The organism is Mycolicibacterium vaccae NBRC 14118 = CIP 105934, assembly GCF_001552715.1.
GTDB classification, from domain to species: Bacteria; Actinomycetota; Actinomycetes; order Mycobacteriales; family Mycobacteriaceae; genus Mycobacterium; species Mycobacterium vaccae.
Map to the genome: position 1 here is coordinate 1 of NZ_BCRS01000061.1, position 22,034 is coordinate 22,034.

The window sequence follows — 22,034 nt, forward strand, 5'->3', positions numbered from 1 at the left end:
GGTTCAGATCACCCGGGGTGCGCTCGGCGACCAGCCGGGCGGCCTCCGACCGTGCGTCGTTGACGTGCTGCGGCGCGATCGTGCACAGCGTCGCCGCCTGCTCGGCAATGGCCGCAACGACTTTCGGGTGCTGATGGCCGATGTTGGTGTTCACCAGCTGCGACGAGAAGTCGAGCAGCTTGTTGCCGTCGCCGTCCCAGACGTAGGAGCCCTGGGCGGCCAGCACCGTCATCGGGTTGATCTGCGCCTGTGCCGACCACGAATGGAACACGTGCTTGCGGTCCAGTTCGTAGGCGCGCTGCCCGCGGGCGATGGCTGCGTCGATGTCCTCACCGGTGGGCAGCGGGGCGCGGTCGGTGGGCTGTTCGGTGATGGTCACAATCGATCCTTTGGCGAGGGGGAAGGCGCGGTAAGCCGTCGGCGCGAGGGTGCGTGATGTTGGGTCCGCGGGCGGCGTGTCGGCTTCAGACACGCACGCTCGCGGACGGGGTCGGACGGGGTGGGGTGGGGTGGGGCTTAGGTGTTTTCGGGGAAGCCGAGGTTGATGCCGCCGTGGCTGGGGTCGAGCCAGCGGGTGGTGATGGCTTTCTGGCGGGTGAAGAATTGCACGCCGTCCATGCCGTGGGCGTGGGAGTCGCCGAACAGGGAGGCTTTCCAGCCGCCGAAGCTGTAGTAGGCCATGGGCACGGGGATGGGGACGTTGATGCCGACCATGCCGACCTCGACCTCGTTCTGGAAGCGGCGGGCGGCGCCGCCGTCGTTGGTGAAGATCGCGGTGCCGTTGCCGTAGGGGTTGGAGTTGATCAACTCCAGGGCCTGGTCGTAGGACTCGACGCGCACGACCGACAGGACGGGGCCGAAGATCTCGTCGGTGTAGACGCTCATGTCGGGGGTGACGTTGTCGAGCAGGGTGGGGCCCAGCCAGAACCCGTCAGCACCCCCGTCGGCCTGAACCTGCCGGCCGTCGACGACGACCTTGGCTCCGGCGGCTTCGCCGGCGTCGATGTAGGAGGCGACCTTGTCGCGGTGGGCCTTGGTGACCAGGGGGCCCATGTCGGTGTTCTTGGTGCCGTCACCGATTTTGAGGCCGGTGGTGCGTTCGGTGATCTTGGCGACCAGGTCGTCGGCGATGGGGCCGACGGCGACACAGGCGCTGATGGCCATGCAGCGTTCCCCGGCCGAGCCGAACCCGGCGTTGACCATGGCGTCGGCGGCCAGGTCCAGGTCGGCGTCGGGCAGGATCACGGCGTGGTTCTTGGCTCCGCCCAGGGCTTGGACGCGTTTGCCGGCCGCGGTGCCGGTGGCGTAGACGTACTGGGCGATCGGGGTGGACCCGACGAAGGACACGGATTTGATCTTGGGGTTGGTGAGCAGTTCGTCGACGGCGGTCTTGTCGCCTTGCAGGACGTTGAACACTCCGTCGGGCAGGCCGGCTTCTTTCCAGAGGGCGGCCAGCCACAGCGAGGCGGACGGATCCTTTTCCGAGGGCTTCAACACGACGGTGTTACCGGCGGCGATGGCGACGGGGAAGAACCACATCGGGACCATGGCGGGGAAGTTGAACGGGGAGATGATCGCCACCGGGCCCAGGGGCTGGCGGATGGAGTGCACGTCGACGTTGGTCGAGGCGTTCTCGGTGTAGCCGCCCTTGAGCAGGTGGGGGATGCCGCAGGCGAACTCGACGACTTCCTGGCCGCGGCCGACCTCGCCGAGGGCGTCGGAGACGACCTTGCCGTGTTCGGCGGTGATGATCTCGGCCAGCTCGCCCTTGCGTTCGTTGAGCAGCTCCCGGAAGGCGAACAGCACCTGGGTGCGTTTGGCCAGGGAGGTGTCGCGCCAGGCCGGGAACGCCGCGGCGGCGGCATCGATCACGTGCCGGGCGTCCGCGACGCTGGCCAGCGCGACCTGACCGGTCACCGCGCCGGTGGCCGGATTCGTCACCGGTGCGGTCTCCGAGGACTCGCCGGCGAACGCCTTGTTGTCAACCCAATGCCCAATGGTCGTCGTCATGGTGTCCAGTGTGCGGCCGCCGCGGCCGGCTGCACCTTTGCACTACGTATCGATAATCTGCGGACCGCATACACTGTGTAAATGGCGGTCACGGTGGGCGAAGTCGTCGAGCTGCCCGTGGTGCAGCGGGGATCCCCCGAGATCCTCAGTCGGTGCCGATGGTCCGAACCGGTCCGCTGGCTGCACGTCGGCGGCGTGGCCGACCTGTCCTCGCTTCTGCAGGGCGGTGAGCTGGTGCTGACCACCGGCGCCGGACTGGGCCGCACGCCGACACGCTACCTGCAGGGATTGGCCGACGCCGGCGCCCTCGGGGTCGTCGTCGAACTGGGTGCCATGCCGGCGCTCCCCGCATCCTTGACGGCGCTGGCCGAGAAGCTCGACCTTGCGCTCGTCGTCCTGCACCGGCAGATCAGGTTCGTCGACGTCACCGAGGTCGTGCACCGACGCATCGTCGCCGAACAGTACGACGAGGTCGCGTTCGACCGGCGGGTCCACGAGGTGTTCACCGAGCTGAGCATGAAACGGGCTTCGGTGGCGGGCATCGTCGACGCGGCGGCGCGGATCCTCGACCTGCCGGTGGTCCTGGAGGATCTCGCCCACCAGGCCATCGCCGTGTCGGCCAGCGGCGCCAAAACCGCTGCCCTGCTGGATGACTGGGAAAGCCGATCGCGCCGGAGCCCGACCGTCGGCGGAGGTTCCGAGCAGTGGGTGCTCACCGCGGTCGGGCCGCGTGGCGAGGAGTGGGGCCGGCTCATCGTGCCCGTCGCCGCGCCCGATCGGCCACGGGCGACCATGGTCCTCGAGCGTGCGTCGGCTGCGCTGGCGCTCAACCGCATGGTGGAGCGGAACAACACGGGCCTGCATCAGCAGGCGCAGAGCGGACTGATCGACGACGTGTTGGGGGGCCGGGTGGCCGACGAACGCGAGGCCGCCGCACGCGCGCATGCGCTCGGTCTGCGTAAGACCGCCCGCTATCTCCCGCTCGTGGTGAGCGTGGAGCGCCACAGTGTGGCAACGGATCCACTTGTCGCCCAACGACGCAACGTCACTCTCCTCGATGTCGTGGCCCATTCGGTGAACGCGGCCGGCCACACCGGGGTGTTCGCCAGTCGCCGCGACGGCGAGATCGCGGTGTTGTTGGCGTTGAGCAACGGGCGCGGCGGCCCGGACAGGGCGCTCGCCGACCTCGGGGAGCGGCTGCGTGCCGATCTGCACCGGGTCGACGGCGTGACCCGATCGGTGTGCGCGGTGGGTGACGCCGAACCCGATATCACCGATGCCATCCGTGGTCTGGCCGAGGCTGGGCACGTCGCCGAGGTCGCGCTGGCGATGAAGGACAGCGCGCGGCCGTACTTCCGGGCGTCCGATGTCCGGCTGCGCGGCTTGATGACGCTGCTGCGAGACGATCCTCGTGTCCAGCGGTTCGCCGAAACAGAACTCAAACCGCTGCTCGACCGCGGTGCGGCCGCGGACGTCGAGGTCCTCCGCGAGTACCTCGGCCTGGCCGGCAACAAGGCAGCGCTGGCCCAGCGCCTGCACATCAGCAGGCCCGCGCTTTACAAGCGGCTGGCCGCCATCGAACGGACGCTGGGGGTCGAGCTCGACGATGCCGAATCGATGACCTCGTTGTCGGTGGCGCTGATGGTGCTCGACGCGCGCCGGCGCATCGAGCCCGCCGGCCCCAACGACGTCACCTGATCAGTTCGTCGGGGACAACGACCGCGACGGCCGCCAGGCCAGAAAACCGATCACCAGGCCGACGAACGGGATCGCCGCCAGCACGGTGCTCAACGTCGCGCTGCCACCGGTGACCAGCGTGAAGTTCGACAGCACCAGCCACAGGCTGGCCAGCAGCCCGGCCACCGCGATCGCCGGCGCGACCCGCGTCGTCCACAGGCGCCCGCCCACCCGCTCCCGTTCCCGCACGAAGAACACCAACACGGCGATCGAGGTGGTGAGCATCAGCGTCACCATGCCGACCGTCGCGACGCCGGCCATCGAACCGAACACCCCGACGAGCGGGTCGATGCCCAGCAGTGCCAACACCGCGATGATGACCGTCGCGGTGAGGGTCTGCACCACCGACGAGAACGACGGCGACTCGTGGCGCTCGTGCACCTTCGCCAGCCGGGCGGGCAACAGTCCCTTGCCGGCCAGCACGAACTGGTAGCGGGCGATCACGTTGTGGAACGACAGCACACAGGCGAACAGGCTGGTCAGCAGCAGCACGTTGACGATGTCGCGGCCGACGGTGCCCAACATGTCGCCGGTGGTGTCCAGCAGCATGTTGCCCTCGCCGTCGAGGGTTCGCTGCGCCACGGCGCCGACCTGGTCGGGTCCGATGGCAACGACGAACGCCCACACCGTGGTCGCGTAGAAGGCGCCGATCAGGATCACCGCGGCATAGGTGGCGCGGGGGATCGTGCGCTGCGGATCGCGCGCCTCGTCGCGGAACACCGCGGTGGACTCGAACCCGATGAATCCGGTCAGCGCGAACAGGATCGCGATGCCGATGGTGCCGCTGGTGAACACGGCCGGATCGAACGAGGCCAGGCTCACTCCGGCGGGGCCGGGGTTGGCGACCATCACCACGTCCAGCACGACCACGATGCCGATCTCCAGCGCCAGCGCCACGCCGAGCACCTTGGCGCTGAGGTCGATGTGCCGGTAACCCAGCACGGCGACCACCGCCAGCACGGCGAACGAGTAGACGGGCCAAGGGATCACCGGACCGCCGTAGTGGATCACCGTGTCGTTGATGGCCCAGCCGATGTAGCCGTAGATCCCGATCTGGATGGCCGTGTAGGCGATCAGCGCCACCACGGCGATGCCCTTGCCCATGCGTTCGCCCAGACCCACGGTCACGTAGGAGAAGAACGCACCCGCCTCCGGCACATGCGGGGTCATCGTCACGAATCCCACGCTGAACACCAGCAGGACCAGCGCGGCGATCAGGAACCCCATCGGGGCGCCCGCGCCGTTGCCCAGGCCCATCGCCAGCGGCATGTTGCCGCCGATCACGGTCAGGGGCGCGGCAGCCGCCACGACCATGAACACGATGCCGACCGGGCCGAGATGCCCGGTGAGGCGCCGTCCTTCCGTGCGGGTGGGTGCAGTGGTCACGAGATCTCCTGAGCTGAAGGGGAGTTGATACGGAGCGCGTTGCGCAGCAGGTCGTGGTCCAGCGCGTGGGCGGTGAAGCCGTTGCGGCCGGTCATCGTGGTGGCGGCGACCATCGCGTTGACGATGGCCTCCTCGGTGGCCTCGATCGTCAGATCGAACAGCCGGGTCATCAGCTGGGGCGCGACCATCCGCACCGCCACTTCGGGCCGGGAGGCGTTGACGTCCTCGTCCCACGCGTACGGCGGGATGCCGCGATTGCCGGTGGAGAACGCCAGCATCAGATCACCGCTGTACTGCTCGCCGGTGCCACCGAGGCGACTCACCGCCAGCGCCGCACGCTGTGCCAGCCGGGTGCACTGATGGGGGAGCAGCGGTGCGTCGGTGGCGACGATGACGATGATCGACCCTGATCCGGGTTCATACCGTGGCGGCAGATCCGGCAGTGGCACGTCCGACGGGCCGATGAGTTCCCCGACGGGGACGCCGTTGATCCGGAGCCGTTCGCGCCGGCCGTGATTGGCCTGGACCAGCACGCCCACCGTGTACCGGCCGGCGGCGGTGTCGGTGACCCGCGACGAGGTGCCGATTCCGCCTTTGAAGCCGTGGCAGATCATGCCGGTGCCGCCCCCGACGTTGCCCTCCGCGGGCGGGGCGGCCGAGGCCGTCTCGAGCGCGGAGCGCACATGCTCGGGCCGGACGTGAAAGCCGTTGATGTCGTTGAGCAGGCCGTCGTAGGTCTCACCCACCACCGGCAGCGACCAGTAGAGGCCCTCGCCGCGGGCGCGCACCTGGGCCGCGACCAGCTCGTCGCGCACCACGCCGACGCTGTGGGTGTTGGTCAGCCCGATCGCGGTGGTGAGCTCGCCGGACTCGCGGATCCATTCCAGACCGGTGAGCTCACCGCTGCCGTTGAGCCGGTGGGAGCCGGCGAACACCGGTTCGGTCCAGATGTCGTCGTGCGGGACGACCACGGTCACGCCTGTGTGCACGGCCGGGGGGCCGTCGGCATCCAGGGTCGTGTGCCCGACCCGCACGCCGGCGACGTCGGTGATGGCGTTGGCCGGTCCGGTGGGGTGCTCCCCGATCACCAGGCCCAGGTCTCTGGCACGGTCTCTGGCACGCACTGGCACTCGTTCCTTCTAGTTCTTTTACTAAGTGGAAAAGAACTATGCGCCGGTGTGGTGCCGGGCGCAAGCGGAACGGCAGAATAAGTTCGACGGAGACCCGGCAGCGGAGGAGGCGACCACGTCATGGCGCGGCCGAACCGGCGGGAAGAACGGCGCGGCGACATCATGGATGCCGCCATCGCGCTCATCGAACGCCACGACGTGGCCACCCTCAAGCTCGCCGACGTCGCCGCCGAACTGGGGCTGACGACCAACGCGGTGCGCTACTACTTCAAGGACGTGTCGCAGTTGCTGTCGGAGTTGGCGCTGCGCTCCGACGTCCGGTTCTACGACGACCGGAGGCGACTGGCAGCCGAGGCCGCGGACCCGCCCGGGCAACTGGCGGTGACCATCGCTGCCGGTCTGCCCACCGGTCCCGAGGACGCGGAGTGGCGCGCGATCTGGCGGGCCGTGCTGGCCGCCGGTTTCGAGCTGGACCGGCGAGCCGACGTGCAGGGCATCTACCACCGCCAGGTGGGGCTCTACGCCGATCTGCTGACCGCAGGCTCGGCATCGGGGGCGTTCACGTTGACGCATCCGGCTGCCGACATCGCGATGACGCTGATGGGGATGGAGGACTACTTCGGGTACCGCATCGTGGCGCGAGACCCACAGATCCACCGGCCGACCGCACTGCGACTTATGCGCCAGTACGCCGAGTTAGCCACCGGCACAACGCTTCCCGAGACAGTCTGACACCGCGGGCCGTCCGTCCGGCCCCGGTGGGGCAGAGAGGTGACCCGGCCGTCGCCCACCTGCGTGCCGTGGAGCGACACCCGCCGCCTCCGCGGCGGTGCGCCACAGCTATAACGGAACAGTGCTCATCGGACTGTCGACGCCTGTCGTGGTGCAGACCCCGGCCGCGGCCAGTCCCTGGGAGCGGGGCGCCGGCATCGAGGACGTGGCGCGTATCGCCGAAACCGCCGACCACCTCGGGTTCGACTTCCTGACCTGCTCCGAGCACGTGGCAGTGCCTGCCGGCGACGCGGCGGTCCGCGGCGCGGTGTACTGGGATCCGCTGGCCACGTTGGGGTTCCTCGCGGCCAGGACGACGAGGATCCGGCTCGCCACCTCGGTGCTGGTCCTGGGCTATCACCATCCGCTGGAGATCGCCAAGCGGTACGGCACCCTGGACCGGGTCAGCGGGGGCCGGCTGGTGCTCGGTGTCGGTGTCGGCTCGCTGCGCGCGGAATTCGACATACTCGGCGCGTCCTGGCAGGACCGCGGCGCCAGGGCCGACGACGCCATCCGCGCATTGCGCGCGTCGCTGTCGGTGCCCGAACCGTCGTACGGTGGTGAGTTCTACCGCTACGAGGCCATGCTGGTGGAGCCGCACGCTGCGCAACCCCGGGTGCCGATCTGGGTGGGCGGACGCAGCAGGCGCTCCCTGCGCCGCGCCGTGGAACTCGCCGACGGGTGGATGCCCTTCGGCCTGAGATCGGCCGAGATCGCTGAAATGCTTTCTGCGCACGATATTCCGGACGAGTTCGATGTGGTCCTGCCTGTCGGTCCGCTCGATCCGGGGGCACGCGCCGAATGCCTGAAGCGGCTCAGAGCCCTGCGCGATGTCGGCGCCACGGGCGTGACGTGCACGGTGGCCGCGTCCTCGGTCGACCACTACTGCGACCAGCTCGCGTCGCTGCGCGCTCTCGTCGACGAGTTGTGAAGCGTTGCCCGCCAAGGGATCTGACGAAAGGACGCGACGATGGCTGACCACGAGGCCCTCGAAGTGCGGTTGCAGCAACTGGAGGAGCGCCTGCGGGCCGTCGAGGACGAGCGCGAGATCGCGCGGCTGATAGCGACCTACGGTCCCGCCGTGGACGCCGCCGACGCGGCGGGCGCTGCGGCGCTGTGGTCTGCCGACGGCGTCTACGACGTCGAAGGCTGGCGGATGACGGGTCGCGAGGACGTCGAGGCGATGGTGCGCTCGCCCGGCCACCGCCGGTTGGTGCAGAACGGCTGCTGCCACTTCCTCGGCCCGGCCGCGGTCACGGTGCGCGGCGACGACGCGGTGGCGGTGTGCGAGTCGCTGGTCGTGCTGCGGGCGGCAGACGGGTATCCGGAACGCGAGACCAGTGCGACCGAATCCGGCCTGCCTGCACCGGGATACGTCCTCTGGCGCGCGGCGGCCAACCATTTCCGGTTGCGCCGCGTCGAGGGCCGATGGCAGATCGCGGTCCGGACGAGCCGACTGCTCGACGGCAACCCCGAAGCCCACGACCTCCTCACGGCGGGGGTCGCCGGGCGCACGGATTAGCCCCGTGCGAGTCGCGGACCCGGGGCAGCACGGTGCAGAACGTCAGCTTGCGGGATCAGCACGCGCGGAGCTGATTCCGTGGTGGAGCTCGGCCACGTCGGGATGCGCGCGGGTGCGCGACTTCCATGCGTTCTCGCCGTAGGTGTTGAAGATCGGATTGTCGGGGTCGGCCTCCACGCCACGCGACAGCGCCGCCAACTCCGCCGGCAGGGTGATGATCGGGACGAGCGCGTCGAGCGCGGGATTGAGGAAGTAGGGAATCGAGACGCGGTCGGCACCCGGCGGCGGGGACAGCACCCGATGCTGAGTGGCTCGCAGGTAGCCGCCCGTGGCGACCTCCAGCAGTTCGCCGATGTTGACGATGAACGCGCCGGGCAGTGGCGGTACGTCCAGCCACTCGTCGGGTCCGAGTTCTACCTGCAACCCCGCGGACCCGGGTTCGACGAGCAGCAGGGTCAGGACCCCGGAGTCCTTGTGCGCCCCGACGCCCTGCGGGGTCTCCTCGGTGCCGGGATAGCGCACCACTTTGATCAACGTCGCGGGCCGGTCGGCGAAGGCGTCGTCGAACAGATCTTCGGCGGCGCCCAGGGACACCGCCCAGTGCCTGAGCAGGCGCAGGCCGACGGCCGACAGGGCACTGTCCCACCGTTCGAACGCCGACCGGAAGCCGGCCGGCCGCTGCGGCCACAGATTGGGCCCCTGCAGCCTCCAATAACCCTGTGCGCCGGCAATGGTCGGCCGCTCGGGGCCGATGTCGATCTGCTCCCGCCAGTCGACCCGGCCGTTGGTCAGCTCGCCGCCCAGCCGGGAGTAGCCGCGGAACTGAGGGCTCTTGAGCTGGCTGATGCGGTTCTTCTCCTCGAGCGGCAGCCCGAAGAACTGCCGGGCCAACCCCAGGATCTCGGTGACTTGACGCTCCGGCACCCCGTGCCCGGTGAGATAGAAGAAGCCGAAGGTGTGCGCTGCTTCCCGAAGCGCGACGCGGAACGCGTCCGGGGAGGAGTCGGCGACGGTCAGATCGAGCACGGGCAGCATGTCTGTCGACACTGCCCCATCCGGCGGTCACGGCCAACCCGTGTCAACGACATCTTCACAGGTCTGAAGCAGGGCGGCGGATCGGGAACCGCGACCCCGCACGGACCCGGCCCGTACCGTGGAGGAAGCCCGGGTAGCGGTCTAATGAAGAAGGCAGCCATGGCTGACGCCCAGATGACCCGCAGAGCACTGCTGGCTGGCATGGGGTACACGGCCGGCGCGCTCGCGATGGCGTCGTGTGCGGGCTCCGCGCCCCGTGAACCGGACCCCACCGCCGGCAAGCTCGCCTTCGACCCGGCGGTGTTCACCCAGAAGACGGCCACCGTCGCGACCGCCGCAGGCGACAAGCAGGTCACCTATCACTTCTTCGGCCCGATCACCTACGTCGCGAATCCGGTCGACGCGGACTACCAGAGCCTGGTGATCAGCGTGCCGACGGCCATCGACGGGCGAGTCGTCGATGCCACCGGCGCACCGATCGTCTTCGCCAACTCGGTGGGCGGCTACCTGCCGGCCTCGGTCAAGGACGTCACCGGCGTCGGTGAGGCGGGCAGGAGGGGGCCGCCACCCCCGGGGTTGCCCGGCGGCGAGGTGACACCCGGCGGCAACGCCATGGTCGACGCCCGCGGCGACTTGGTGAACCTCGCTGCGCTGGCGGTCGCGGCCGGCTACGTCGCAGTCGAACCAGGCTGTCGCGGAAGGACTCTGGTCACCGCCGACGGTGTCTGCTACGGCACCGCCCCGGCTGCGGTCGTCGACCTCAAAGCCGCCGTCCGGTACCTCCGGTCGAACGCCGCCACGATGCCGGGTGACACCGACCGCATCGTGTCCACCGGCACCAGCGCAGGCGGTGCGCTCTCGGCGCTGCTCGGCGCGTCCGGCGACAGCCCGCTCTACGCCGGTTACCTCGACGACCTGGGTGCAGCCGATGCCGGTGACGCGATCTACGCCAGCGGTGCGTGGTGTCCCATCACCGACCTCGAACACGCCGACGGCGCCTACGAGTGGAACTGGGGCGCCAATCGGCTGTCCACCGGCGGACAGGTCGACCGGGAGGTGTCCGCAGCGCTCGGCGCGCAGTTCGCGGAGTACCTGAAGGCCGCGGAGATCCACGGCCTGAACGACTTCGGCGTCTTGAATGCCGCCAACTACCCGGACTACCTACTCGAGCACTCGCTGCAGCCCGCCGCCACCACCTATCTGACGAACCTCACCGAGCACGACCGCGCCGGGTACCTCGCGCAGAACCCGTTCATCACCTGGACCGCCGGTGAGGCGACATTCGACTGGGCCGGCTTCGTCGGACACGTCGGCACCCGACGCAAGACCGCGCCCGCCTTCGACGCCTTCGACCTGTCCACCGCCGAGAACAACCTGTTCGGCGCGGGCACCGTCGCCGCGCGCCACTTCACCGGCTACAGCGCGGCCCGCAACACCGACGGCGCGGTGCCGCTGGCCGCAGGCATCCCCGAACTGTGCGATCTGATGAACCCGATGTACCACCTGTCCCGAGCTGAGGCCGCCGTGGCGCCGCACTGGTGGATCCGCGTCGGCACCAGCGACACCGACACCTCGCTGAGCGTGTCCGCGAACCTGGCCGCCGCAGCGGCCGCCGCCGGCGCCTCGGTCAGCCACCGCATGTACTGGGATGAAGGGCACGGCGCGAACCCCGACGCTGCGGAGTTCATCACGTGGATCGACCGGATCTCCCGGTGATCAGAGTCGCACCAGCGCGAACGGGTAGGTGAACGTCCCGCCCGGTGCGCCGTCGCATCCAGCTCCGAACGACGACGTCAACGTGCCCTGCAACGTGGCGACATCCCATTCGTACACGTCGCGGGTCGGGATCACCGGACCGTAATAGACGTTCCCGCAACGCAGTCCGTCGGGTACGTCGACGGAGAGGGTGTATCTACCGTCGACGAGATGTGCGTCGCCGCTGTACTCGAACGCCTTGGCGGTCGGCATCGGTATCGCCTTGATGTGGGCGCAGTCCGCGGCATCGGGGATGCAGTAGGTCACTGCCCACGTCCAGGTGTGAAAGTCGTACCGTCCCTGGATGTTCAGCGAATAGTTCGCGAAGAACGGCGCTGCCTGCGCCGGGGCGGCCGAGGCGAGCGTGAGCACCGCCAGCGCGGTCGTCCAGCCGACTCTCTGCATATTCATGGTGTGTCCTTCGGATGTTCGGGCACGGCGCCGATCACATGTGGGAGCCGCCGTCGATGCGGACCTCGGTGCCGGTGATGAAGTACGCGTCATGACTGCCGAGCATCGCCACCACGCCGGCGACGGCGTCCGGCGCGGCGAAGATCGCGCCGCCGTCCAGCGGCAGCATCGGCGCGACCTTACCGAACAGCGCGTAGTCGGCGTCCTCGGGCAGGCCCGGTCCGACGCTCTGCCGTGAGGCGCCGGTGCCGTCGGTCATCCCGGACGAAATGGAGCCCGGTTGAACGCAATTGAACCGGATGCCCGCCTTGGCGAATTCCAGCGCCCACGCGTGGGTCATCGCCAGCACCCCGCCCTTGGAGGCGGCGTAAGCGGCCATGTAGGGGTGGGCGAACTGCGCCGAGGTGGAGCTGAAGTTGACCACGGCGGGGCCGCTGCCGTCATGCAGCGCCGCGATCGCCCCGCGGGTGACCAGGAATGTCCCGATCAGGTTGATGCGCAGCACCTGCTCGAAATCGGCCAGCGTGGTATCGGCCAGGTGTGCCGACCGCAGGATGCCCGCGGCATTGACCAGCGTGTCCAACCCGCCCAACGTCGTGGTCGCTTCGGCCACCCCGTTGGACACCGACCCTTCGTCACCGACGTCCATCAGCACAGTGGAGAGTGCGTCGCCGAGCTCGCCGGCCTTGTCCACGGTGTCAGCCAGGCCGTCGGTGCTGATGTCGGCGGCCACCACCCGGCCGCCCTCGCCGAGAATGCGCAGCACGCACGCCTGTCCGATGCCCGAGCCGCCGCCGGTGACGAGCACCCGCCGATCGGTGTAACGCAGTAGAGGAGACGACCCCGCGGGGGTAGTGGACACAGCACAACTCCTGTCGGTTCGAAGGCGGTCGCTGTCGAGTGTGACACCGGCTGCCCACGTTCACGTGCGATCGCGGCGCACCGCCGGGTGCTTCCCGGTGGATGGGACGCGGTGTGTCCCATGCCACGCCCAGCTGTCAACGTGTGTCTCGCCGCGGTGGCGGCGCACTTTTCAGTCGGTATCGAAGAAGGGTTCGGCGGCACATGGTGAACAAGGCCGCGGACCGCTGGTCCATCGGACTGCCGGCGTTGAGCGCAGGCATGTCCGGCCCGATGCAGGGCATCGGCGGCCTGCTGTCGATGTCCGCCGACGCCGTGAAGTTCTTGTTCCGGAGACCGTTTCAGGGCAGCGAGTTCCTGCTGCAGTCCTGGTTCGTGGCACGAGTGTCCCTGGCGCCCACCCTGCTCGTTGCCATCCCGTTCACCGTCCTGGTCAGCTTCACGCTGAACATCCTGCTCAGTGAGCTCGGCGCGGCCGATCTGTCCGGGGCCGGCGCCGCGTTCGGCGCGGTGACCCAGGTCGGCCCGATGGTCACGGTGCTGATCGTCGCCGGCGCGGGCGCGACCGCGATGTGCGCCGACCTGGGCTCGCGCACGATCCGCGAGGAGATCGACGCGATGGAGGTGCTGGGCATCAACCCGGTGCAGCGGTTGGTCACCCCGCGCATGCTCGCCTCCGGTCTGGTGGCCCTGCTGCTCAACAGCCTGGTCGTGATCATCGGCATCGTCGGCGGCTACGTGTTCTCGATCTTCGTGCAGGGGGTCAACCCGGGTGCGTTCGCCGCAGGCATCACGCTGCTCACCGGGGTGCCCGAGGTGATCATCTCCTGCGTCAAGGCGGCGCTGTTCGGTCTGATCGCCGGGCTGGTCGCGTGCTACCGCGGGCTGAGCATCACCAGCGGCGGCGCCAAGGCGGTGGGCAACGCGGTCAACGAGACCGTGGTGTACGCGTTCATGGCGCTGTTCGTCGTCAACGTCGTCGTCACGGCGATCGGCATCCAGATGACGTCGGGTTAGGAGCGGAGATGGCGGCGATACGCGCACTGAACCCGCGGCTGGCCCAGCAGGTCGGCCGGCCGGTCGACACCCTGGGACGGATCGGGGACCACACGGCGTTCTACGGCCGCGCGCTGGCCGGTGTGCCCCATGCAGCGGTGCACTACCGGCGTGAGATCGTGCGGCTGATCGCCGAGATCAGCATGGGTGCAGGCACTCTGGCGATGATCGGCGGCACGGTCGTGATCGTCGGCTTCCTGACCTTGGCCGCCGGTGGCACCCTGGCCGTGCAGGGCTACAGCTCGCTCGGCGACATCGGCATCGAAGCGCTCACCGGCTTTCTGGCCGCGTTCATCAACGTGCGCATCTCCGCGCCGGTGGTGGCCGGCATCGGACTGGCCGCCACCTTCGGCGCCGGCGTGACCGCCCAGCTGGGCGCGATGCGCATCAACGAGGAGATCGACGCGCTGGAGACGATGGGGATCCGGCCCGTCGAATACCTCGTCAGTACCCGCATCGTCGCAGGCATGATCGCGATCGCGCCGCTGTACTCGATCGCGGTGATCCTGTCGTTCGCCGCGAGCAAGGTGACCACCGTGGTGCTGTTCGGGCAGTCGGCAGGCCTGTACAACCACTACTTCACCACGTTCCTCAACCCCAGGGACCTGCTGTGGTCGTTCCTCCAGGCGATCCTGATGGCGATCGCAGTCCTGTTGGTGCACACCTATTTCGGCTACTTCGCCAGCGGCGGACCTTCAGGGGTGGGTGTGGCGGTCGGTAACGCCGTCCGGACCTCGCTGATCGTCGTGATCTCGGTGACGCTGCTGGTGTCCCTGTCGATCTACGGCGCCAACGGCAACTTCAACCTGTCGGGTTAGCGGGGGAGCAACTGATGGCAGCGAATCGGCGTTCCGGACGCCCACTGATCGGCCTGGCCACCGTGCTCGCAGTCGCCGCGGTGATCGCGGTCGCGGTGGGCCTGTTCCGCGGCAGTTTCACCAGCACGGTTCCCGTCACCGTCCTGTCACACCGGGCAGGCCTGGTGATGAACGCCGATGCCAAAGTCAAATGGCATGGCGCGCAGGTCGGTTCGGTGAAGTCCATCGAGACGCTCCCGGGCGGCGGCGCCGCGATCCATCTGGCGATGGACCCGTCCTACCTCGACATCATCCCGTCGGACGTCCGGGTCGACATCGCCTCGTCGACGGTGTTCGGATCGAAGTACGTGGATCTGGTGCCCCCGGCCGAGTCCTCGCGACAGCCGTTGCAGGCCGGCCAGACCCTGAATGCCGAGCACGTCACCGTGGAGATCAACACGGTGTTCGAACAACTGTCCTCGGTGCTGGCCAAGATCGAGCCCGCCAAACTCAACCAGACCCTCGGCGCGCTGGCCACCGCCCTGGACGGTCGCGGCGACCAGATCGGGCAGACCATGTCCGACTTCGACGCCTTCCTGGCCAAGATCGAACCGAGCCTGCCTGCCATGGAGCATGAACTCTCGGTCGCCCCCACGGTCATCGGCACCTACGCCGATGTCGCGCAGGATCTCGTCGACACCGTCGAGGCCGCCACCACCGTCGGCCAGACCCTGGTGGCCGAACAGGAACACCTGGACACGCTGCTGGTCAGCGTGATCGGGCTGTCCGACATCGGCAACGAGGTGCTGGGCGGCAACAGTCAGGCCATCAGCGACGTGATGGAACTGCTGGTGCCCACCACCGACCTGCTGAACCAGTACCACGAGGCGCTCAACTGCGGACTCGGCGGCGCGGTCCAACTGGCCAAAGCGCCCGGAACGCCGGTGCCGGGCGGTCTGCTGTTGCAGACCGTCGTGCTGGGCCAGGAACGCTACCGCTACCCGCAGAACCTGCCGAAGGTCGCGGCCAAGGGCGGTCCTCAGTGCACGGACCTGCCGAAGGTCGGCTTCCAGAAGAGTCCGCCGTTCGTGATCACCGACGTCAACGCCAACCCCGCGCAATACGGAAACCAGGGCATCGTGCTGAATTCCGACGGCCTCAAACAACTGCTGTTCGGCCCGATCGACGGGCCGCCGCGCAACGGCGGACAGATCGGACATCCCGGATGACCGAGGTGGGCAGGGCTGCGACGAAGTTCGCGGCGTTCGGGCTGACGATGGTGCTGCTGACCGTCGGACTCTTCATGATCTTCGGCGAGTACCGGTCGGGATCGACCAACCGGTACTCGGCCGTTCTCACCGACTCCTCCAGCCTGGAGCGTGGAGATTCGGTGCGGGCAGCCGGGATTCGGGTCGGCACGGTCAACGCGGTCGCGCTGCAGGGCGACGGCACCGTGGTGGTCGATTTCGACGCCGACGACCACGTCAGGCTCACCGAGAGCACCAAGGTCGCCGTGCGGTACCTCAACCTCGTCGGCGACCGTTATCTGGAGCTTCTCGACGAACCCGGCACGGCGAAGATCCAGCCACCCGGCTCCCGGATCGGTGTGGAACGCACCGAACCCGCGCTGAGTCTGGATCTGCTGCTGGGCGGGCTCAAGCCCGTCATCCGGGGCCTGAACCCCGATGACGTCAATGCGCTGACCAGCTCGCTGATCCAGATCCTGCAAGGGCAGGGCGGAAACCTGGAGTCGTTGTTCAGCAGAACGTCCTCGTTCACCAATGCGCTGGCCGACAACGGGCAGACCGTCGAGCGACTCATCGACACCCTCAACGACACCCTCACCACGGTCGCCGCGGACGGGGAGAACTTCTCCGTCGCCGTCGACCAGCTCGAACAGCTGGCCACCGGCCTGGCCCGGGAGCGCGACCCCATCGGTGACGCCATCACCGCGCTGGACGACGGCACCGCGTCGCTGGCCGGTCTGCTGACCGAGGCCCGGCCGCCGCTGGCAGGCACGGTCGACGAGTTGAACCGGTTGGCGCCGCTGCTGTCGAACGAAACCGACTTGGCCCGACTGGATCTGGCGTTGCAGAAAACCCCGCAGAACTATCGCAAACTGGTCCGGTTGGGCTCCTACGGAAGCTGGCTGAACCTGTACATCTGCGGTGTCTCGATCCGGGTCAGCGACCTTCAGGGAAGGACCGCGCACTTCCCGTGGGTCATCCAGAACACCGGAAGGTGCGGTGAGCCCTGATGCAGAAGTACCGCGGATCGTCGCTCATCCGAGCCGGTTTCCTCGGCGCCGTCCTCATCGCGCTGGTGATCATCGTCGGCCTGCAGCCCCAGCAGCTGTGGGCGATGGCGACGTCGGTGCGATACCAGGCGGTGTTCGCCGAAGCCGGCGGACTGACGGCGGGCAACAACGTGAAGGTCTCGGGGGTGACGGTGGGCTCGGTCTCCGACGTGGAACTCGAGCGGGGCACCGCACTCGTCACGTTCTCGGTGAACAGCTCGGTGCGCGTCGGCCGCGACACCACCGCCACGGTGGGCATCTCGACCGTGCTGGGGGAACGGGTGCTGGTGCTCAAACCGTCGGGCGGCGAGAGCCTCGGCACGATGGGCGTCATCCCGCTGACCCGCACAGGTTCGCCCTACACGCTGACCGACGCGGTGGGGGAGTTCACCTCGAACACCGAAGCCACCGACACGGCCGCGATCAACCAGTCACTGGACACGTTGTCCGACACCATCGAACGGATCGCGCCGCAGCTGGCGCCGACGTTCGACGGGGTGTCGCGGCTGTCGAAATCGCTGAACAGCCGCAACGAGTCGCTCGGCGCGCTGCTGGACGCCGCCGCCGACGTCACCGGGGTGCTGTCCGAGCGCAGCGCCCAGGTCAACACGTTGCTGCTCAACGCCAACGACCTGCTGGCAGTGCTGCAGGAACGCCGGTACGCGATCGTCAACCTCCTCGCGAGTACCACCGCGGTGGCTCAACAACTGTCAGGGATGGTGGCCGACAACGAGCAGGAACTCGCGCCCACACTGGAGAAGCTGAACACGGTCGCGGAGATGCTCGAACGCAACCGGGACAACATCACAGCCTCCCTGAAGGGTCTCGCCAAGTACCAGGTGACTCAGGGTGAGGCCGTGAACAACGGGTTCTACTACAACGGGTTCGCGTCGAATCTGCTGCCCGGACCGGCGATCCAGCCGTTCCTGGACTACGCGCTGGGCTTCCGCCGCGGCGTGAATGCCGGGCAACCCCCGGACAATGCCGGGCCGCGCGCCGAGTTCCCCTGGCCCTACAACGGTATCCCCGGAGGGTCGCGATGACCGGACGAGTGAAGCAGGCGCCGCGCGTGCGGGCGTTGCTGCTGGCCGCGCTGGCGGTGATCGCCGTGGCGGGCGCCGGCGTGATCGTGTACCGGCACTTCTTCAGCCCGTACACCGTGGTGGCGTATTTCCGTTCGGCGACAGCGATCTACGCCGGAGACGACGTGCGGGTCGCCGGTGTGCGGGTGGGCACTATCGAGTCCATCGAACCGCAGGGCACCCGCGCCAAGCTGACGCTGGCCATCGACCGTGACGTGCCGATCCCGGTGGAAGCCGAGGCGATCATCGTCGCCCCCAACCTGGTGTCGGCCCGGTATGTCCAGTTGACCCCCGCATGGGGCGCCACACCGGAGACCAGCGGGCCGACCATGGTCGACGGCGGCGAGATCGGGCAGGACCGCACCGCGGTCCCGGTGGAGTGGGATGAGATCAAGGAGCAGCTGACCCGTCTGGCCACCGAACTCGGGCCGCGCGGCGGCGTCTCGGAGACCTCGCTGGGACGGTTCATCGACACCACCGCCGACGCGATGGACGGCAACGGGGACAAGTTGCGCGACACCATCACCCAGCTCTCCGGCGTCGGGCGCATCCTGGGCGAGGGCAGCGGCGACATCGTCGAGGTCATCACGCATCTGCAGACGTTCGTCACTGCGCTGCGCGACAGCAACGTCCAGATCGTCCAGTTCCAGGACCGGCTGGCCGACGTCACCGGTGTGGTCGACGGCAGCCGTTCCGAACTCAACTCAGCCATCACCAAGTTGTCCGAAGCCGTCGGCGAGGTCCGGCGATTCGTCGAGGGATCGAGAAGCCAGACCGCCGAACAGGTGCAGCGCCTCGCCAGTGTCACGCAGGTACTGGCCGATGACAGCATGGTGCTCAAGAACATCCTGCATGCCGCGCCGAACGCGCTCGTCAACGGCTACAACATCTACAACCCCGACACCGGGGGGCCGCGCGGCTCCTTCGCGATGAACAACTTCGCCAACCCCGTGTCGCTGATCTGCTCGTCGATCGCCGCGGTCGAGAACGTCACCGCCGAAGAGTCCGGCAAGGCGTGCGCGCAGTACCTCGGTCCCGCGCTTCGGTTGATGAACTTCAACTACCTGCCGATGCCGTTCAACGCCTACCTGGGGCCGGCGCCGCAGAACGTGATCTACTCCGAGCCCGGGCTCGCCCCGGGCGGAGGAGGGACCCCGCCTGCGCCGGCCGAGATGCCCCCTGCGGTGTCCGCCTACACCGGCGCCGGAGACGTTCCGCCGCCGCCGGGATGGACGGACCCACCACGCCGGCCCGGCGCTTTCGCACCCGGCGGTCTGCCCGCCAACCCGTCGCCTGCGCTGTATCCCGGCGCGCCGATCCCACCCGGGGTGCCCGGCCCGCCACCCGCGCAGCCGAAGCCGACCTCCATCGCCGAGATGATGCTGCCCGCCGAGGCCGCGGCGACGCCGTCAGAAGGGAACCCGTGATGGCACGTCCCTCCAGCAGGCAGACGCGCCGATGGGCGGCGCTGGCATGTGCTGTGGCGCTGACCGCCACCGGGTGCTCCGTCGGTGAGTTCAGGGGCCTGAACTCGCTTCCACTCCCGGGCACCGTCGGCACCGGACCGGACGCCGTCGTCTATCGCCTCAAACTCGCCAATGTGGGCTCGCTGGAATCCAATTCACCGGTCATGCTGAACGATGTCGTGGTCGGCGCGGTGCGCGACATGACGTTCCAGGACTGGCACGCCGAGGTCGACGTCTCGGTGAAACCCGACGTGGTGGTGCCGGCCAACGCCGTCGCCACCGTCGGGCAGACCAGCCTGCTCGGCTCGATGCACGTGGCCCTCGACCCGCCCGTCGGGGAGGAACCGGCGGGCAGACTGCAGCCGGGCGCGGAGGTCCCGCTGAACCGATCGTCGACCTATCCGTCGACCGAGCAGACCCTGTCCTCGCTGTCGGTGGTCGTCAACGGTGGCGGGCTCACCCAGATCGGTGACATCATCAGCAATTTCAGCGCCGCACTCGACGGGCGCCAGGACCAGATCCGCAGCCTGCTCACCCGGATGAACGACGTCGTCGGCATCCTCGACGGCCAGCGCGACAACATCAACGCCACGATCGACGCGCTGCACCGGCTGACCGCGACGTTCGCCGGCCAGCGGGAAGTGCTCACCGCGGCACTGAAGCGGATCCCCGAAGCCCTGGAGGTGCTCAACCGGCAACGGCCTCGGATCGTGACCGCGATGCAGAAACTCGGCGAGTTCAGCGACACCGCAACGTATCTGATCGACGAATCGCAGGACGACATCGTGCGCAATCTGCGCAACCTCGAGCCGGCGGTGCGTGCCCTCGCCGACGTCGGGCCAGACCTGGCGACGGCACTGTCGTACCTGCCGACCTATCCGTACACGCAGGAGTTCATCGACCGGGGCATCCGGGGCGATTACATGAATCAGTTCATCGTCTTCGATTTCACGATCCCGCGCCTCAAGCGCGGCATGCTGCTCGGCACCCGGTGGGGTGAGCCCGGCGCCTCCCTGGTGCCGGCGCCCGGCGATCCGTGGTACTCGTCGTACACGCTGGACCCGCTGCGGGCCCCGGTGACACCGGTCCCGGCGGAGGTGGCGACGATGCCCCCGCTCATCGATCCGCCGGCGACGGGCGGGCAACCTGCCGAAGGCGGCAACTGATGCTGACACGTTTCGTCCGGATCCAGTTGATCGTGTTCTCGATCGCCTCCGTGGTGGGGCTTACGACCATGGTGTTCGGCTACCTGCAGGCCCCGATGCTGCTCGGCATCGGCCGCATCGCGGTGACCCTGCACCTACCGACCACCGGCGGCCTGTACGAGTTCTCGAACGTCACCTACCGCGGCGTCGAGGTCGGCAAGGTCACCGGCATCCGGCCGACGAGCGAGGGCGTCACGGTCACCATGTCGCTGACGACGTCGCCCCGGATCCCGGCCGACCTCAAAGCCAACGTGCGCAGCGTCTCCGCGGTCGGCGAGCAGTACGTCGACCTCGAGCCGAGCTCGGACGACGGTCCCTTCCTGGAGGACGGTTCGGTGATCACCGGTGACCGGACCTCGATTCCGCAGGCCGTCGGGCCGATGCTGGACCAGATGAGCGGCCTCGTGGACAGCATCCCCACCGGCACGCTGACCGGTCTTCTCGACGAATCGTTCAAGGCGCTCAACGGAACCGGCTACGAACTCGGCTCACTGTTCGACTCCTCGGCACGACTGGCCGCCGACGCCAACGCCACCGGTGACCAGGTCCGCACCCTGATCGACGACAGCCGGCCGCTGCTCGACGGCCAGGCCGACAGCACCGACGCGATCACCACGTGGGCGCGCAGCCTGGCCGGGATCACCCGGCAGGTCGCCGACGACGACCAGGCGGTGCGGACCATCCTGCAGACCGGTCCGGAAGCCGCCAACGAAGCGAGTCGACTGCTTGCGGACGTCAAACCGACACTGCCGGTGCTGATGGCCAATCTGACCACCGTCGGACAGGTCGGTGTCGCCTTCCATCCGTCGCTGGAACAGCTGCTGGTGCTGCTGCCGCCGTATCTGGCCGCGACCCAGTCCTACGGTTCGTCGCTGAACAACCCGACGGGCATGGCGCTGTCGGAATTCAGTCTCACGCTGGGGGATCCGCCCGCCTGTACGGTCGGCTTCCTGCCGCCGTCGTCGTGGCGGTCCCCGGCGGACCTGTCCGACGTGGACACCCCCGACGGTCTGTACTGCAAGCTGCCGCAGGATTCGTCGATCGGTGTGCGCGGCACCAGGAACTTCCCGTGCATGGAGCAGCCCGGCAAGCGGGCCCCCACAGTCGAGATCTGCGAGAGCGACCGGCCGTTCGAGCCGCTGGCGATGCGCCAGCATGTGACCGGGCCGTACCCGATCGATCCCGCGCTGATCGCGCAGGGCGTCCCGCTCGACGACCGGGTCACCTTGGACGAGGGGATCTTCGGGCCGCCCGCGGGCACGCCGATGCCCGCCCCGGCAGGCGGTGGTGCGCTTCCCGTCGCGCCCAGCGCTGTCGACACCGCGGACGGCGGGCCGTCGGTCGCGGTCGCCACCTACAACCCGGAGAGCGGACAGGTCGCAGCCCCGGACGGGACCGTGTTCACGCAGTCGAATCTTGCGGCGTCGAACCTTGCGGCGTCGAATCTTGCGGCGTCGAACCTCGCGGCCGCGGCACCCGCGGGCTGGCAGGACCTGTTCCCCAGGTGAGCAGGC

Annotated in this window: 20 protein-coding genes; 13 read left to right on the plus strand and 7 right to left on the minus strand. The window is 68.7% G+C overall.

Features of this window, described 5'->3' with window-relative positions:
- Positions 1-379: aminotransferase class III-fold pyridoxal phosphate-dependent enzyme (locus MVA01S_RS13555; RefSeq protein WP_159426323.1), on the minus strand; the 379-nt coding region annotated here is incomplete at its 3' end.
- Positions 380-516: 137 nt separating this feature from the next.
- Complete coding sequence (locus MVA01S_RS13560; RefSeq protein ID WP_003929080.1) at positions 517-2,010, minus strand: CoA-acylating methylmalonate-semialdehyde dehydrogenase; 1,494 nt, start codon at positions 2,008-2,010, stop codon at positions 517-519.
- Between the two features lie 81 nt (positions 2,011-2,091).
- On the opposite strand from MVA01S_RS13560, the gene MVA01S_RS13565 reads away from it, so the two are divergent.
- On the plus strand, positions 2,092-3,708 hold the full coding sequence (locus tag MVA01S_RS13565; protein WP_003929079.1) for a PucR family transcriptional regulator: 1,617 nt from the start codon (positions 2,092-2,094) through the stop codon (positions 3,706-3,708).
- Here MVA01S_RS13565 and MVA01S_RS13570 read toward each other — a convergent pair whose 3' ends face one another.
- Entirely contained in the window at positions 3,709-5,061 is a 1,353-nt protein-coding gene (locus MVA01S_RS13570) for an APC family permease (protein ID WP_221928357.1), read from the minus strand.
- Between the two features lie 68 nt (positions 5,062-5,129).
- On the minus strand, positions 5,130-6,257 hold the full coding sequence (locus MVA01S_RS13575; protein ID WP_003929077.1) for a DmpA family aminopeptidase: 1,128 nt from the start codon (positions 6,255-6,257) through the stop codon (positions 5,130-5,132).
- Between the two features lie 126 nt (positions 6,258-6,383).
- Between MVA01S_RS13575 and MVA01S_RS13580 the strand changes: the two genes are divergently transcribed.
- The 3 genes from MVA01S_RS13580 to MVA01S_RS13590 all read left to right on the plus strand — a co-directional run bounded on the left by MVA01S_RS13580 (position 6,384) and on the right by MVA01S_RS13590 (position 8,556).
- Positions 6,384-6,995 (plus strand): TetR/AcrR family transcriptional regulator, encoded by a 612-nt coding sequence (locus tag MVA01S_RS13580; RefSeq protein WP_003929076.1) that lies wholly within the window; start codon positions 6,384-6,386, stop codon positions 6,993-6,995.
- Positions 6,996-7,116: 121 nt separating this feature from the next.
- Entirely contained in the window at positions 7,117-7,965 is an 849-nt protein-coding gene (locus MVA01S_RS13585; RefSeq protein ID WP_003929075.1) for a TIGR03619 family F420-dependent LLM class oxidoreductase, read from the plus strand.
- A 39-nt stretch (positions 7,966-8,004) separates the two neighbouring features.
- Positions 8,005-8,556 (plus strand): nuclear transport factor 2 family protein, encoded by a 552-nt coding sequence (locus tag MVA01S_RS13590; protein WP_003929074.1) that lies wholly within the window; start codon positions 8,005-8,007, stop codon positions 8,554-8,556.
- A 42-nt stretch (positions 8,557-8,598) separates the two neighbouring features.
- Here MVA01S_RS13590 and MVA01S_RS13595 read toward each other — a convergent pair whose 3' ends face one another.
- Positions 8,599-9,591 carry an isopenicillin N synthase family dioxygenase gene (locus MVA01S_RS13595; RefSeq protein ID WP_003929073.1) on the minus strand — a complete coding sequence of 331 codons (993 nt, stop codon included), beginning with the start codon at positions 9,589-9,591 and terminating at the stop codon, positions 8,599-8,601.
- A gap of 159 nt (positions 9,592-9,750) precedes the next feature.
- Here MVA01S_RS13595 and MVA01S_RS13600 point away from each other — a divergent pair, with 159 nt between their 5' ends.
- Positions 9,751-11,307: a subtype B tannase gene (locus MVA01S_RS13600; RefSeq protein WP_040540388.1), complete on the plus strand. Its 1,557-nt coding sequence runs from the start codon at positions 9,751-9,753 to the stop codon at positions 11,305-11,307.
- Here MVA01S_RS13600 and MVA01S_RS13605 read toward each other — a convergent pair whose 3' ends face one another.
- Both MVA01S_RS13605 and MVA01S_RS13610 read right to left on the minus strand, forming a co-directional pair.
- Entirely contained in the window at positions 11,308-11,751 is a 444-nt protein-coding gene (locus tag MVA01S_RS13605) for a hypothetical protein (protein ID WP_003929071.1), read from the minus strand.
- A gap of 40 nt (positions 11,752-11,791) precedes the next feature.
- Positions 11,792-12,619 carry an SDR family NAD(P)-dependent oxidoreductase gene (locus MVA01S_RS13610; protein ID WP_237024353.1) on the minus strand — a complete coding sequence of 276 codons (828 nt, stop codon included), beginning with the start codon at positions 12,617-12,619 and terminating at the stop codon, positions 11,792-11,794.
- Between the two features lie 203 nt (positions 12,620-12,822).
- Between MVA01S_RS13610 and MVA01S_RS13615 the strand changes: the two genes are divergently transcribed.
- The 8 genes from MVA01S_RS13615 to MVA01S_RS13650 are packed head-to-tail and all read left to right on the plus strand — an operon-like array spanning position 12,823 to position 22,028.
- On the plus strand, positions 12,823-13,635 hold the full coding sequence (locus MVA01S_RS13615) for an MlaE family ABC transporter permease (protein WP_003929069.1): 813 nt from the start codon (positions 12,823-12,825) through the stop codon (positions 13,633-13,635).
- 8 nt (positions 13,636-13,643) lie between these two features.
- Positions 13,644-14,492, plus strand: a complete 849-nt coding sequence (locus tag MVA01S_RS13620; protein ID WP_003929068.1) for an MlaE family ABC transporter permease — start codon at positions 13,644-13,646, stop codon at positions 14,490-14,492.
- A gap of 14 nt (positions 14,493-14,506) precedes the next feature.
- Complete coding sequence (locus tag MVA01S_RS13625; RefSeq protein WP_003929067.1) at positions 14,507-15,700, plus strand: MCE family protein; 1,194 nt, start codon at positions 14,507-14,509, stop codon at positions 15,698-15,700.
- Positions 15,697-16,728 carry an MCE family protein gene (locus MVA01S_RS13630; protein ID WP_003929066.1) on the plus strand — a complete coding sequence of 344 codons (1,032 nt, stop codon included), beginning with the start codon at positions 15,697-15,699 and terminating at the stop codon, positions 16,726-16,728. Before MVA01S_RS13625 ends, MVA01S_RS13630 begins: the two co-directional genes overlap by 4 nt.
- Entirely contained in the window at positions 16,728-17,810 is a 1,083-nt protein-coding gene (locus MVA01S_RS13635; protein WP_003929065.1) for an MCE family protein, read from the plus strand. The genes MVA01S_RS13630 and MVA01S_RS13635 overlap by 1 nt, the downstream gene beginning before the upstream one ends.
- Positions 17,807-19,276: an MCE family protein gene (locus MVA01S_RS13640; protein WP_040540314.1), complete on the plus strand. Its 1,470-nt coding sequence runs from the start codon at positions 17,807-17,809 to the stop codon at positions 19,274-19,276. The genes MVA01S_RS13635 and MVA01S_RS13640 overlap by 4 nt, the downstream gene beginning before the upstream one ends.
- Positions 19,276-20,481, plus strand: coding sequence for an MCE family protein (locus MVA01S_RS13645; protein ID WP_040540311.1), 1,206 nt, complete (start codon positions 19,276-19,278; stop codon positions 20,479-20,481). The genes MVA01S_RS13640 and MVA01S_RS13645 overlap by 1 nt, the downstream gene beginning before the upstream one ends.
- Positions 20,481-22,028 carry an MCE family protein gene (locus MVA01S_RS13650; protein WP_003929062.1) on the plus strand — a complete coding sequence of 516 codons (1,548 nt, stop codon included), beginning with the start codon at positions 20,481-20,483 and terminating at the stop codon, positions 22,026-22,028. The genes MVA01S_RS13645 and MVA01S_RS13650 overlap by 1 nt, the downstream gene beginning before the upstream one ends.
- Positions 22,029-22,034 lie beyond the last annotated feature (6 nt).

Coding starts and splice junctions, on each gene's coding strand:
- MVA01S_RS13590 (WP_003929074.1), top strand. CDS start 8,005: ATGGCTGACCACGAGGCCCTCGAAGTGCGGTTGCAGCAACTGGAGGAG.
- MVA01S_RS13580 (WP_003929076.1), top strand. CDS start 6,384: ATGGCGCGGCCGAACCGGCGGGAAGAACGGCGCGGCGACATCATGGAT.
- MVA01S_RS13595 (WP_003929073.1), bottom strand. CDS start 9,591: ATGCTGCCCGTGCTCGATCTGACCGTCGCCGACTCCTCCCCGGACGCG.
- MVA01S_RS13630 (WP_003929066.1), top strand. CDS start 15,697: ATGACCGAGGTGGGCAGGGCTGCGACGAAGTTCGCGGCGTTCGGGCTG.
- MVA01S_RS13605 (WP_003929071.1), bottom strand. CDS start 11,751: ATGCAGAGAGTCGGCTGGACGACCGCGCTGGCGGTGCTCACGCTCGCC.
- MVA01S_RS13615 (WP_003929069.1), top strand. CDS start 12,823: ATGGTGAACAAGGCCGCGGACCGCTGGTCCATCGGACTGCCGGCGTTG.
- MVA01S_RS13620 (WP_003929068.1), top strand. CDS start 13,644: ATGGCGGCGATACGCGCACTGAACCCGCGGCTGGCCCAGCAGGTCGGC.
- MVA01S_RS13650 (WP_003929062.1), top strand. CDS start 20,481: ATGCTGACACGTTTCGTCCGGATCCAGTTGATCGTGTTCTCGATCGCC.
- MVA01S_RS13645 (WP_040540311.1), top strand. CDS start 19,276: ATGGCACGTCCCTCCAGCAGGCAGACGCGCCGATGGGCGGCGCTGGCA.
- MVA01S_RS13560 (WP_003929080.1), bottom strand. CDS start 2,010: ATGACGACGACCATTGGGCATTGGGTTGACAACAAGGCGTTCGCCGGC.
- MVA01S_RS13640 (WP_040540314.1), top strand. CDS start 17,807: ATGACCGGACGAGTGAAGCAGGCGCCGCGCGTGCGGGCGTTGCTGCTG.
- MVA01S_RS13625 (WP_003929067.1), top strand. CDS start 14,507: ATGGCAGCGAATCGGCGTTCCGGACGCCCACTGATCGGCCTGGCCACC.
- MVA01S_RS13635 (WP_003929065.1), top strand. CDS start 16,728: ATGCAGAAGTACCGCGGATCGTCGCTCATCCGAGCCGGTTTCCTCGGC.
- MVA01S_RS13570 (WP_221928357.1), bottom strand. CDS start 5,061: ATGGTCGTGGCGGCTGCCGCGCCCCTGACCGTGATCGGCGGCAACATG.
- MVA01S_RS13600 (WP_040540388.1), top strand. CDS start 9,751: ATGGCTGACGCCCAGATGACCCGCAGAGCACTGCTGGCTGGCATGGGG.
- MVA01S_RS13565 (WP_003929079.1), top strand. CDS start 2,092: ATGGCGGTCACGGTGGGCGAAGTCGTCGAGCTGCCCGTGGTGCAGCGG.